The 13,258-nt window shown below is 50.6% G+C and carries 12 protein-coding genes; 6 read left to right on the forward strand and 6 right to left on the reverse strand.

The window, feature by feature from the left end:
• Nucleotides 1-3,561: a type I restriction endonuclease subunit R gene (locus tag ACO6UX_RS12940; RefSeq protein ID WP_422448203.1), complete on the forward strand. Its 3,561-nt coding sequence runs from the start codon at nucleotides 1-3 to the stop codon at nucleotides 3,559-3,561.
• A 16-nt stretch (nucleotides 3,562-3,577) separates the two neighbouring features.
• Nucleotides 3,578-4,279, forward strand: a complete 702-nt coding sequence (locus ACO6UX_RS12945; protein WP_422448205.1) for a M48 family metallopeptidase — start codon at nucleotides 3,578-3,580, stop codon at nucleotides 4,277-4,279.
• Between the two features lie 14 nt (nucleotides 4,280-4,293).
• On the opposite strand, the gene ACO6UX_RS12950 is transcribed toward ACO6UX_RS12945, so the two are convergent.
• On the reverse strand, nucleotides 4,294-4,605 hold the full coding sequence (locus ACO6UX_RS12950) for a hypothetical protein (protein ID WP_422448207.1): 312 nt from the start codon (nucleotides 4,603-4,605) through the stop codon (nucleotides 4,294-4,296).
• A 113-nt stretch (nucleotides 4,606-4,718) separates the two neighbouring features.
• Here ACO6UX_RS12950 and ACO6UX_RS12955 point away from each other — a divergent pair, with 113 nt between their 5' ends.
• The 3 genes from ACO6UX_RS12955 (at nucleotide 4,719) to ACO6UX_RS12965 (ending at nucleotide 5,949) form a co-directional block, all read left to right on the forward strand.
• Nucleotides 4,719-5,012 (forward strand): type II toxin-antitoxin system RelE/ParE family toxin, encoded by a 294-nt coding sequence (locus tag ACO6UX_RS12955; protein ID WP_422448209.1) that lies wholly within the window; start codon nucleotides 4,719-4,721, stop codon nucleotides 5,010-5,012.
• A 6-nt stretch (nucleotides 5,013-5,018) separates the two neighbouring features.
• Entirely contained in the window at nucleotides 5,019-5,336 is a 318-nt protein-coding gene (locus ACO6UX_RS12960) for a HigA family addiction module antitoxin (protein WP_422448211.1), read from the forward strand.
• Nucleotides 5,337-5,421: 85 nt separating this feature from the next.
• Complete coding sequence (locus ACO6UX_RS12965; protein ID WP_422448213.1) at nucleotides 5,422-5,949, forward strand: hypothetical protein; 528 nt, start codon at nucleotides 5,422-5,424, stop codon at nucleotides 5,947-5,949.
• A 525-nt stretch (nucleotides 5,950-6,474) separates the two neighbouring features.
• On the opposite strand, the gene ACO6UX_RS12970 is transcribed toward ACO6UX_RS12965, so the two are convergent.
• From ACO6UX_RS12970 to hupB, 5 genes are all read right to left on the reverse strand, one after another.
• On the reverse strand, nucleotides 6,475-7,698 hold the full coding sequence (locus ACO6UX_RS12970) for a hypothetical protein (RefSeq protein WP_422448215.1): 1,224 nt from the start codon (nucleotides 7,696-7,698) through the stop codon (nucleotides 6,475-6,477).
• 166 nt (nucleotides 7,699-7,864) lie between these two features.
• Nucleotides 7,865-8,704, reverse strand: a complete 840-nt coding sequence (gene fghA, locus ACO6UX_RS12975; protein ID WP_422448217.1) for an S-formylglutathione hydrolase — start codon at nucleotides 8,702-8,704, stop codon at nucleotides 7,865-7,867.
• Between the two features lie 76 nt (nucleotides 8,705-8,780).
• Nucleotides 8,781-9,911 carry an S-(hydroxymethyl)glutathione dehydrogenase/class III alcohol dehydrogenase gene (locus ACO6UX_RS12980; protein WP_422448219.1) on the reverse strand — a complete coding sequence of 377 codons (1,131 nt, stop codon included), beginning with the start codon at nucleotides 9,909-9,911 and terminating at the stop codon, nucleotides 8,781-8,783.
• Nucleotides 9,912-10,226: 315 nt separating this feature from the next.
• Nucleotides 10,227-12,128 carry a SurA N-terminal domain-containing protein gene (locus ACO6UX_RS12985; protein WP_422448221.1) on the reverse strand — a complete coding sequence of 634 codons (1,902 nt, stop codon included), beginning with the start codon at nucleotides 12,126-12,128 and terminating at the stop codon, nucleotides 10,227-10,229.
• A gap of 219 nt (nucleotides 12,129-12,347) precedes the next feature.
• Complete coding sequence (gene hupB, locus ACO6UX_RS12990; protein WP_101746322.1) at nucleotides 12,348-12,620, reverse strand: nucleoid-associated protein HU-beta; 273 nt, start codon at nucleotides 12,618-12,620, stop codon at nucleotides 12,348-12,350.
• A 121-nt stretch (nucleotides 12,621-12,741) separates the two neighbouring features.
• Between hupB and ACO6UX_RS12995 the strand changes: the two genes are divergently transcribed.
• On the forward strand, nucleotides 12,742-12,912 hold the full coding sequence (locus ACO6UX_RS12995; protein ID WP_422448223.1) for a hypothetical protein: 171 nt from the start codon (nucleotides 12,742-12,744) through the stop codon (nucleotides 12,910-12,912).
• Nucleotides 12,913-13,258: the final 346 nt, after the last annotated feature.

The following is a 13,258-nucleotide window of genomic DNA, read 5'->3' on the forward strand; positions in this document are numbered from 1 at the left end:
ATGGATAACCCGGAACTGGAAGGCGTAGAAAAACCCGCCATTGCCTGGCTTGTCAAACTCGGTTACATCCATCTCAGCGGTGTCGAGGTGGGCCGCCAGCAGGCGCACCGCCATATGGCACCCATTCTGGAGGATGTGCTGGCTGAACAGTTGCTGCGCCTCAACCCATGGCTGGCAACACTGCAAAAAGAGAGTGGCAGCAGCCCTACCGCCACCGTCCTGCGGGAGCTTCGCAAGTTCTGGCAGGAGAACCTGTTGGAAGCGAACCAGAACGCCTGGGCGTCGGTGATTCATGGCAGTAATATCCAGCTCAAGGATGCCCGTGGCCGTGCCCATAGCGTCCGCTTTATGGACCAGGGCAACCCCGGTGCCAACCGCTTCCATGTGGTGGATCAGTACATTGGCAGCAACAGCGAGGGAGACGAGTTCCGGCCCGATCTTCTGCTGTTTATCAACGGTCTGCCTCTGGCAATGATCGAGTGCAAGGCCAGCCATATCAAACTGAGCAAGGGCATTAACCAGCTGCTCGCCTACCAGAACAGCCACCCGCGCCACTTTGTCTTTAACCAGGTCTGTGCGGCCATTAACCGTGGTCAGGCCCGTTACGGTGCCATCTACACACCCGAAGCCTTCTACTTTCGCTACCGGCTGGACGATGCGGAAGAAGCGGTTGTACGACAATTGCTTGGCACAGAACCCAGCGAACAGGATCGTCTGCTGTGGGCGCTGTTTGAGCCGACCCGCTTTGTCGAGCTGGTCTGCCAGTTTGTGCTGTTTGAAGTGGAAGATGGTCGCACCATTAAAAAGCTGCCCCGTTACCAGCAGTGGCGGGCGGTACGCAAGACGCTGGCACGGCTCACCAAAGCTGACGGCAACGGTGTGGTTGGTGGTGATGGCACCGGCGGCGTGGTCTGGCACACCCAGGGCAGCGGCAAGTCGCTGACCATGGCTTATCTGGCCCGCTACCTGCGGGCTGAAAGTGTTGGCCTGAATAACCCCAGCATTCTGGTGTTAACCGACCGCACCGACCTGGACCGGCAGATTTTTAACACCTTCACCAATATCGGCCTGCACCCCCTCAAGGCACCGTCGGTGGCGGGGTTACAGCAGATGCTGGGCAACGACTACGGCAGCATTTTTACCAGTACCGTGCAGAAGTTTCAGGAGCACGATGGCAAACCCATCAAAGCCGCCCGGCACGACCCGGATGAAGACAGTGCCGACCACAAAACGCGTATCCGCCGGGTAGAAGACGGTGGCAACTATTTTATCTGTGAGGACAGCAACACTCACTTCGGCCAACTGGACGACACTTGGACACCGATGCCACCGCTCTGGCAGGAGATCAGCCGGGAAAAGGTGGATTTTCTGGTGCTCTCCACCAAGCCCAACTTTTATGTATTGGTGGATGAAGCGCACCGCAGTCAGTACGGCTTTCTGGCGGCGTTTATGCGGGCCAGCCTGCCCAATGCCAAGTTTATCGCCTTTACCGGCACCCCCATTGCCAAACAAGACAAAGACACCCTGCGGGAGTTCGGTGCCGGGGACTATATCGACACCTACCGTCTGGACGAAGCCGTGGCCGATGGTGCCACCCTGCCCATCAAATACCAGGAGGGCATGACCGAGCTGACCACCGATGCCCAACTCGATAGCGCCTTTACCGATACCTTCGGGCAGGAGGACGAAGGTCGCCAGGCGAAACTCAAACAGGCGCTGCTGAAGAAACGACGCACGGCAAGTGATCGTATCGAGGCCAATACCCGGCATCTGGTTGATCATTTTCTGTCGTCGGTAAAAGCCCGGGGGTTCAAGGGCTTGCTGGTGTGCAACGGCCGGGAGATGGCGGTGCGTTATAAAGACACCCTCGACCGGCTTATGGCGCAACGGGCCGCCAATGGCGAGGAGACCTTCGAGAGTCGGGTGGTGATCTCCCTGGGCAATATCACCGAGAGCCGCACCGGTGCCGATCAGGTGCAGGAAGCCGCTGGCCAATACCAACTGGATAAGGAATTGTCCTTAAATAATTCCGACATTTTAAACTCGGTCTCCGTTCATCCTGAGCGCCCTTCGACTCCGCTCAGGATGAACGGTCGAAGGGTGACTGGCACGATAATCGAGGCCGGAGTACACGCCCTTCGACAGGCTCAGGACGAACGGAGTTTCGAGGCTCAGAAATGTCGGAATTATTTCGGGCCAATTCCTAAAAAGCCGCTGCAAACCATCGAGGAGCGCATCAAGGCAGAGCGCAATGCCGGTCAGGTGCCGGTGGCGGTACCCAGCGATGAGATTCCCGCGCTGGTCAACAACCTGTTCAAAAAACCCTACGGCGATGAAAGCCAGAATGACAGCAACGCACCCGATGACCAGGGCATCCGGTTTTGCAATATTGGCCTGCTGATCGTCTCCGATATGTTGCTGACCGGCTGGGATGCACCGATTGTCAGCACCCTGTACCTGGACAAACCCCTCAAAGAGCACACCCTGCTACAGGCCATCGCCCGGGTGAACCGCACCCGCAAAGGCAAGAATGCCGGGTACATTGTCGACTATTACGGCGTCGTCGAGTATCTGGATGACGCCCTGAAAATCTACAGTGGCGACGTGCAACCGGAACAGATCTGGACCGATATCAACAGCGAGCTGCCGAAACTGGAAGCAGCGCTGCAAAAGGTGCTGGACCTGTTGCCGAAAAAGCACGATCCGATCCACCAGCCGGAACTCTTCAAAAACGACGCGGAGCAATACCTTGACCCGGACGTACGACTGGATGTGGTGGATGACTTTCTTGCGGCCTTCAAGGCGTTTAACGCCCGCCTCGATACCGTACTCCCCGATCAACGGGGTGCCCGCTACAAACCGTTCTTTCAGGTGCTGGCAACGATCAAGGATGCGGTGCGCCAAAGCCTGCCCGATGACGCTTACCAGCAGCCACTGAGCCAGCTGGAGTCGGCCCTGCTGCAACAACTGCTGGACGATTACATTGCTGCCGATGAGGTTCGCAGCCTGATCGGGCGAGAAGTCTCCATTCTGGATGCCGGTGATATGGAGCGCCTGCGCAAGCTCAAGGCCGCAGGCAGTCAGGCGCTGGTGATGAAGAACCAGCTTAAGCACACCATTGCCGTGGGCATGCGCAAGAACCCCGGCTTCTTCGGAAAATTGCAGGAGGCACTGGAGCAACTGCTGGCGGACGAAAAGGCCAACCGCATTGAGCAGGCGGAGTTTCTGCTGCAACTGGAGCTGTTCTGCCAGCAGGTGCGGGAGAAAGCAGCGGGCGGTCAGCAGGCCGGGTTCAAGACCCCGGCGGAGGTGGCGGTATTTGACTACCTGCGCAGCCAACTGAACGACGATGGCGAAACCGCCGCCGTATGGACGCAAGCGCTGTTTGCCGATCAGGAAATCAGCCAGACCATCGCCAGCCCGGTATGGCAGGAGAAAACGGAGATTCACAAACCGCTGCAAACCTGTATTCGCAAACAGCTGCGTACCCTGGCCGGTTGGGATATGACCGTGGCTCGTCAGCACGCCACCGAACTGCTACATATATTGCTGAACAACTGACAGGACGCTCACCACCATGCCGCTGTTTGCTTACGGGACAACCACCATCGAGTGGATTTTTCAGACCGAACCGGGGCTGAAGCGGCACTACATCACCGTTGAGCGCGGTCGGCCAGTGCTGTTGCGGGGCAGAGCGATTCCCGAAGCCGAACAGCGGCAGTTAATCCGCCAGCGGGCCCGCTGGATTCGGGAGCGACTGAAGGAAGTGAACCAGCCTTGCAAGGATATGTACGTCACCGGCAGCCGGATTCTCTACCGGGGCAAAACCTGGTACTGTCAGGTGCAACCCGCTGCGGAACTAGGCAAGCCGGTGATCTGCTTTAGTAACAGCCGTTTCTTTATCCAGTCACCCCAGGGGGACAGCATTTCCCGCAAAGCCCTGAAACCGGTGCTTGAGGGGTTTTATCGCGATAAAGCCAAAGAGAAACTGATGCCCCGCATTCGTCACTGGCAACGGGCAACGGGTTTGCAGGCGGTCTCGGCCCGGCTGTTCAAGTTCAAAGGCCGGTGGGCCAGTTGTTCCGATGATAATATCCTTGAGTTTCACCCCCGCTGTATGGAGTTGTCTCCGTCAGTGTTGGATTACGTCATTGTCCATGAACTGTGCCATACGGTGGAAAAGAGCCATAATCCGGCATTCTGGCTACTGGTGGAAAAACATTACCCACACTGGCAGCGGTGCCATGGGGAGATTGAGCGGTTGGGGGTGGAGGTTTAAACAACCCCTCACTGCTACGACAACTGAATTGTGCGCTCAATTTTAACTGCCGATTTATTCTCACAATCCTGCTTGTTAATTTCAAAGCCGCCAATCATCAATCCTTCACGGCCAAAGTATGAAAAAGCAAAAGTACCACCAGCATCCATAACTCTATTGATATCTGCATCTCTGCAAACCTTAAGGCGAACACTGGTAAGCAAATCTCCATACAGCCAATCAGGGTCAATTTCAGCCGCTTTGTAGTTAACAAACGTATGACAATAAATGAATTTTGCAGCAGGTACTGCCTTTATCCGGTCTGACCGTGTTTCTTTATTGATCATCACAGGAAGACCAATGACAGCATGGATAGACAGACCAACAGTCCTGTTTCAGCGTCTTGAACAACTACCCTGACTAATCACCAATAGCATGACATCCGTGCTATCATGTCAAAATGATCATTTCTTTCAGAGATAAGGCCACTGAGGATTTGTTTAACGGCATCGCGTCCCGTCATGCTCGTAAAGCCTGTCCTCAGTCACTGTTACGTCTTGTTCGCCGCAAGCTGGATCAGCTTGATTCGGCGGTATCGCTTGATGACCTGAAAGTGCCGCCAGGCAATCGGCTGGAGGCATTGACCGGGGATCGCAAAGGCCAATACAGCATCCGGCTTAACGATCAATACCGGATTTGTTTTGTCTGGAGCGACTCTGGTCCGGCTGATGTTGAAATCACGGATTACCATTAGGAGGCTATGATGACGCGTATTCCAACCAACCGAGCGCCCACTCATCCTGGCGAAATGTTGCGGGAGGAGTTTCTACTGCCAATGAACATCACCCAGCAAGAGCTTGCTGCTGCGATTCATGTCCCTTATCAGCGGGTTAATGAGCTAGTCAATGGCAAACGGGGGCTTACCCCGAGTACAGCCCTGCGCCTTGCCCGTTTTTTTGGCATGTCCGCAGACTTCTGGCTAAACCTCCAGCAACGATGGGATCTGTTCAAAGTACAGCAGGCTGAGCAGGATGATATTGAGCGTATAGAACCCGTCCAACAACAAAAGCAGGCCTGAACTTTTCGTCTTTATACCAGAGAACTACTAAAGATTACTGTTCGATAGTACGATGAAAGACTAACAAACCTCATGGAAAGAGATAATGAAAATAACAGAGAGAACCGAAGCCGCCAGAGGAGTCTACGCGGAAACTTTGCAGTCGCACAAAGGCCCTATGAAAAAAATGAAGGCTCTGGCCAGTGCTGCGAATTGCTTCTTCAACCGTCGGAAAGTACAAAACTGGCAAAAATCGAATACAGCCACTATTTCTCAGGCTCCCACAGCTCAGGAGCCAGAAGCGCTGGTAAAGACAAACATCAAAGAGCGCACCGCAGCCCCTTCAGATATGCAGGCTGAATTAAAATCGGTATTGGCAAAAAGAGCGTTAACCGGGGAATCGCAGGGCAGTGACAGCGAGTTCGAGGCTGAATATGATTCTGCCGGTACAAAAGAAGACAATCAGGAAGCGTCTGTTACGGAACCAGAGAAAATAACGAAACAGCCTGAATCCGCAGACGACAAACTTATACCCGGCGGGGTGGAAAGGCTTAATCACCAGGCTGCGCATGACAAAATTAAAGTTCGCCCGCAAAAGCGCAGACCCCCTACCCGCAATCCCGGCCGTCACTGATGGACAAAAGGCAGGGCTTTAAATTATGAGCATTGATAGAAGAAAAATAACGTTAAGCCCCATAGGCAGCACAAAAGAGAGCAACAAAAACAGCACCTGAACGAACAACAAAGGCAGCGCCAAAGGGTGCAAGAAGGCTGCTTAGTAAAAAATCCCGTTTACGCAGAGCACTGAAGGACTCACCGAAGGGTGTTCCATAAATAAGGAACTTTAACAGGATGAAGTGGTCTTAACCTATAATTCAATAATCCAATGAACATATTTAACCCAGACCCAAATAATATTTCTGGAATTTCCTATTTTCAGGAGTTGCCGGGAAATTACTTACCAACAACTGTAGCTTCAGGTTCACACTTGGTCTGGCATGGGAATTGTGCAAAATCCATCAAATCTGGAAGGTGACAACATCTATCTTGATATAAATATTGATTGGACTGGCTCAGGCAGCAACTTTTATAATAAAAGTTGAATGGAAGCAGCAATTCAATTATTAGATAATTCACTAGATATATTTACTTTTTCTATTCAATCCTGCGCATCAACTACAAACAGCCCGCGATTCAATCTTGCACCCATATCCAACCACTCTCTTATTAAATAAGGTCTGTCATCCTCATTTATTGTCCTGAGTAATCCATCGTTCAGCTCAGCTTGTATATCAAAACAAACCTCCGCACCCAGTTCGAGGAGACATCTAGCAGAATTAGGACGATTATTAAGGATTTGTGTTAGGAGCATTGTATTAAGATCAGCCTGACTGTAAGGGTTGTTTGCACCGCAACTCACCCATTCTTTTACACCATGGGGATTATTACCTTCCGCATAACTCCGGGCGGCAAGATTTATAAATTGATTGGTTTTATCGGTTTTTTTGGCACCCAGTTCCAGCCAATGCTTAAATTGCACAATGCTATTTTCTTGGGCAACTCTTTCCAGATTTGAATCAAGAATTGTTTGAAATTCAGGTTTAATATCCGCACCAGCTTGTTTTAAAAAGATAACTTCTGTCGAGTCAGGTCTATCTTCATGAAGCTTACTGGCCAGAAGATCGTCAAGTTGTTGCTGAAGATTTTCTATGGTGGCCCCCATTGCCACACAATCTTTTACGTCAGATACATCTTTTTGCTTCAGGGATTGTTTTAACCATTCATTTAATTTCAGTTGAACGTTAGTATCTATCGAAGCTCCCAGATCGCACCATTCTTTCGCTTTATCCACTGTAGTAGCTGTTTTTAAACCTTCATTAAGTTTCTGCTGAAGGTCGGGTATCATTGCCCCCAGAGACAACCAGCCTCCGGCAAAAACGGGCTCATTACTCTTTATCATTCTTTCCAAGCCTGAATTCAGTTTATTTGTGACTTTAGCATCTATTTTCGCCCCAATATCCAGCCATACTTTCGCATGAAATGGATTTGGATTATCTTTAGCAAACTCTCGATTCAAACCGCCATTTATTTTGCGTTGAATATCATAACCATACAACCCTGAAGTATTGAGAACCACTTTTAATACACCCGGCAACTCCAGGTCTTCTATTAGAGGAACAGGAACATATTGACAGTTAGTCATAGTATCGAACTTTTTATTAACATAACTGATTGAATATTCCTCAAGCGATTTAACATGTATTTTTTCTAATTCATCAACAAGATATTTAGATAATTCCGGAGTTATATCATCAGAATCCTTGCTTAACTCTTTATACAATATTCCCTGAATACATTCTCGATAAGCTATATTACCAAGCATTATTGCCACCCTGTCATATTAATTTTTGCGTAATAATTGATATATAATTTCATTTGGTTAACTACTTAAAGCTGCTTTCACATAAAGCCAACCAACCAGTTATATTTTTACCAGAAGCCCGGATAAGGTATTTGCCAGAAAACCGGTAAATACCTTTTCCAGTCAGCTATAAAAACTTTTGTGAGTGAAATCTTAAGTGATCCTCAATAAACGTGGCAATAAAATGATAGGAATGATCATATCCCTCCTGCATTCTTATGGTCATTGGATACCCTTTGTCTGCAACTGCTTTTTTTAATGCATCCAGGTGCAACTGTTCGTGCAAAAAGGTATCACTGCTGCCCTGATCCACCAGTGTTGGAACTGCTACAGGTGATCTTTTCAACAGCTCACAGGCATCATAGTGTTTCCATTGCTCGCGATCATTACCAAGATAGCCCATAAATGCTTTTTGTCCCCATGGCGCATTGACCGGATTGCAGATCGGACTGAAAGCAGACACCGATGAGTAACGATCAGGGTTTCGCAAAGCAATCACCAGTGCACCATGCCCCCCCATGGAATGGCCGGCAATACTCCGTTTATCATTTACAGGAAAGTGCTGTTCAATGAGTTCTGGCAGCTCAGAAACCACATAATCATACATTTGATAGTGCTGACGCCATGGCTGCCGGGTAGCATTCACATAAAACCCGGCACCAAGCCCGAAGTCGTAGGCAGCGTCAGGATCATCTGGAACGTCATCCCCCCTGGGGCTGGTATCCGGTGCAACAATCGCAATGCCCAACTCTGAAGCTACCCGCTGGGCTCCCGACTTCTGCATAAAATTCTCATCGGTACAGGTCAGCCCGGACAACCAGTACAGAACGGGCACCGTTTTGCTCTGGCTTTCAGGAGGCATGTAGATGGCAAAACGCATGTTGCAGTTAAGGGTTCGTGACTCATGGGTGTACTGTTTATGCCAGCCACCAAACAGCTTATTACTGCTGATATTCTCCAAAGACATAGACCTTGCTCAATACGGGACAGGCCTTACTGAAAAAACCGTAAAGCCCCGGTGAAAAAAATAACCGATGGTGCAGTTATTGCCGGTAATGGATCACAGAGCGAATACTCTCTCCCTGATGCATCAGATCAAACGCCCTGTTAATCTCCTCCAATGCCATGGTATGGGTGATAAAATCGTCGAGTCTGAATTCACCCGCTAAATATTGCTCGACAATGCCCGGCAGCTCAGAACGGCCTTTCACCCCTCCAAATGCGGATCCACGCCATACACGCCCGGTCACCAGCTGGAATGGGCGGGTGGCTATTTCCTGGCCAGCACCGGCAACGCCGATGATAACCGACTCCCCCCAGCCTTTGTGACAGCACTCAAGTGCAGAACGCATGACGTTAACATTCCCGATACACTCAAAGGAAAAGTCAACACCACCATCGGTCATCTCGACGATCACCTCCTGAATCGGTTTATCAACCAACGTTGAATTGACACAGTCAGTGGCTCCCAACTTACTGGCCAGTTCAAATTTTTTCTCATTAATATCAATCCCGATAATCCTGCCAGCACCGGCCATTCTGGCACCAATGATGGCCGATAGACCAATGCCACCAAGACCAAAGACGGCAACGGTGTCCCCGGGCTGTACCTTTGCGGTCTTTAATACCGCCCCCATACCGGTAGTGACTCCGCAACCCAGCAGACATACTTCTTCCAGCGGTGCATCAGGGCTGACTTTTGCCAGTGAAATCTCGGGTAACACAGTATACTCGGAAAATGTCGAACACCCCATGTAGTGATAAATGGGCTGACCATCTTTATAAAATCGGGTCGTACCATCGGGCATCAGCCCCCTTCCCTGGGTTTCACGTATTTTCTGGCAGAGGTTGGTTTTACCTGAACGGCAAAACTTACACTCACCACACTCCGGTGTGTAGAGTGGAATGACATGATCACCAACGGCAACACTGGTCACGCCCTCCCCCACCTGTTCGACAATCCCGCCACCCTCATGACCAAGAATGGCAGGAAACACCCCCTCCGGGTCATCACCGGACAAGGTAAAGGCATCGGTATGGCAAACACCTGTAGCAACGATGCGAACCAGCACCTCGCCAGCCTTTGGTAACATCACATCGACCTCTTCGATCGACAACGGTTGGCCTGGCCCCCAGGCAATGGCCGCTTTTGATTTAATAAATTGATCGGACATTACTATTCCCCAATATCGCTTATTTTTAGGCCACTGCCGAAAACCGTAGCTGAAACCGACAGTTTAACAATGGCAGGAGACGCTGCAAGGGGAGATCAGGATAACGGCTACGGCGGCTCAGGGTGAGCATATCATTATGCTCGCCTGACTGGATAATCGAGTGCTTGTACTTGCCTGCAGGAAGATGACCACAAAGACTATGGCTACTCTCTACCTGATAACAGGAAAACCATCAGGACAATTTTTTCTGCTTCTTATTAATGACAAAGGCCACCTTTCGGTGGCCTCCGGGACGTTGAATCCAAACTCAATTCATTACTGATTATCAAGCAGGATCTTTACCTTACCTCTCTCCTTCAGACTGGCAAGGTACTCATCAAACATTACGCGCCCATTGCCTGCTGCAATAAACTGACCCAGCCCTTTGAGCTGCTCAGGATTTGCTACTGCTTCACCGGGGTAGATGGCGCTCAGGCCAACCACTGCATAATCACCATTTGCCAAAGTGACTGAACGATAGGCGACACTATTTCCGGGGTGAGGCATTTTAAAGGCTTCCTGCAGGAGCTGTGCAGGCACACCGGGCATATTCCTGCTGGTTGCAGGACTCTCAACCACGTCCAGCTTCTGCTCATCAGCCAGCACGTTCAGCGCTGTTCCGGACTGCAGGGTCGTTACCATCTGTTCTGCACGGCTGGCCAGCTGTTCCCGGGCGCGGCTGTTCTTCAGGGCATTAACGATGGTTTCCTGCACATCAGCAAGGGGGATAAGCTCAGGTTTTTTGTGCTCCTTAACCCGGACCACAACAGCCTGTTCCGGAGTAATCTCAATCAGCTCACTATTGGCACCGAGATCCAATACATCTTCGCTGAAAGCCGCTGCTGATACGCGGGGATCGGCGGCAATACCCGATCCAGCGCCCTTTCGACCAAAGGGCTCACTGGTCAATACGGTCAGGCCCAGCTGCTCTGCTGGCTGAGCCAGGTCAGAAGCCTCAAAGCTGATATCTGCGAGCTGTCTGGATTGTTCAATGAACAGGGAGTCAACTTCATTCTGCTTGAGTGCCACTTCAATATCTGCGCGCATCTCATTCAGCGATGGCACATCCGCTTCATCACGGGAGGTCACTTTCAGGATCTGTATACCGAAATCCGTTTCAATAGGCTCAGAAACCTGACCAACGTTCAAACCGGCAACGGTGTTGTCAAAAGCATCACCAAAGAAGCCCGGCTCAACAGCCCCCAGATCACCGCCGTTCTCAGCGGTCATCGGATCATCAGAATAGGACCTGGCTAACTCGGCAAAATCGGTTCCGGCTTGCAGTTTGGCAACCACTTCATTGGCCCGTGCTTTCGCTTCATCAAGGGTGCGATCTTCACCGGTCTGAATCAAGATAACGGAAACATGGGCATTATTGCCAGACTGTTGCTGCAACTGTTCGACACGGTACTGGTATTCAGCTTCAATATCTTCAGCAGAGACGTCGATACCCCTGGCAATATCTGCCTTGTTCAGAACCACGTAGTTTACGACAACCTGCTCAGGCGTCATGAACTGATTCGAGTTGGCCTGGTAGTAAGTGCTGATCTCTTCTTCGGAAGGCGTAATGGCCTGACGAACCGGTTCCGCCGACAGCATAACCCAGGCGAGGTCCCGGGTCTGACCTTCAAGACTCTGCAGTCGTTTAAGTTCTTCTGCAGTCACAAATTCGGTATTGGCAACCCCGGCGCGTAATTGCTGCAAGAGTGTTTCTTCGCGGATGGCGTCGCGGAACTGCAATGGTGTCATACCATAACTGCGAACCATCATCTGAAAACGGTCGGCATCAAAGCGGCCATTTTGCTGAAACTGCGGCATGGATACGATCAGCTTATCAATCTCGGCTTTGCCAATATCCATTTTCTGATCTTCAGCGTTTTGCAGTAACAACTGACGATCAATCAGGGCTTCAAGAACCGAGCTTTGCAGTAACTGATCGTCCAGCATGGCAGGATCAAACTGACCGCCCATTTGCTGAATCAAAACCCGCCGCTGCTGGTCAACAGCCTGAGCCAACTCTGCCCGGGTTATATCCTTACCATTGACTGACGCCACTTCCGGGTTGTTTGGATTGGGCGCAAGCGTTTCCAGACCAGTAATGGCCATCATAAAAGCGATGATGCCGACGACAACAAATGTCACCCAACTCTTCGCTTTGTCCCTCATCGATTGCAGCATAATAACCTCAGGTACCAGGGCCGCTGAGACAGCAGAGCATATCCCTTGTTCTTCTCACCCAGCCTGATGAAGACCAGGTTTAAAAAAAAAGCGCATCATCGGATGCGCTTTCTGGTGAACCGGCAGACAACTCCCCTGGAATAATTCATGTGGAACCCTGCCTTGCCCACCTGATGAAATAGAACCGATTAAAGCACTATAACAGTGAACCGTACCAGATCAGTTCACGGCATCCTTAAGAGCCTTACCAGCTTTGAAGCTTGGAATTCTGGCAGCGGCGATTTCAATCGGCTCACCAGTCTGTGGGTTACGGCCGGTACGAGCGGCACGCTCTTTCACAGAAAATGTGCCAAAACCTACCAGAACAACCTGCTCACCATTTTTCAGTGCACCAGTGACAGAGTTAATCACGGCGTCCAGGGCTCGACCAGCGGCAGCCTTAGAAATGTCTGCAGATGCAGCGATAGCATCAATAAGCTCGGACTTGTTCACTCTATTCCCCTTCTAAGTAGGATGCGTTTTCAATCATTAACAGAGGATAGACACAGAAAGCGTGCTGGCAACTGAGTAATTTACCGGTCTTCTGTCATCTACCCTATCAGGTGCGACCGATATGCTGCTGCATTTTCCAGTGAAAAACAAGCACCATACATGCACCTTCGTCATTAATAGCCTGCCAACCAGCCAATTTGATCTAATACCACTGAAAATAATCACCAGAATTCATTATGCCAATGGCAACCATCGAACACTGACAGCGAACGATAACACCGGGGCAGTATGAAGTCTGATAATCTGCCGTCAAGCAAATTGTCTGACTGGATTCAAGAAGTCTGGCGGGAAACCCGCTTCCCCCGGAGCTACTGAAGACAGTAGCCCGAAGGCTCATCAAATCGGGGAAGCAGAGTCATTCCTGCGTTTCTTGTCTGGAGGGTCATAGGAAAGCAAATCACCGGTTACAGTCTTTAGCTGTCCGGTCATTCCGGTAAAAGAAGTCTACTTTTATCCGCATTAGCATACAGTTGTCTGACAGTTGAGCTGACAACCTGACTCTATGGCTTCGACCTGGCCCGGATATTTCATAAACATGCTCCCGCTCTCACTTGTCCTTTGCCGCTCTAAGGGAGTTT

Source organism: Endozoicomonas sp. ALB091 (assembly GCF_049310265.1).
Taxonomy (GTDB): domain Bacteria; phylum Pseudomonadota; class Gammaproteobacteria; order Pseudomonadales; family Endozoicomonadaceae; genus Endozoicomonas.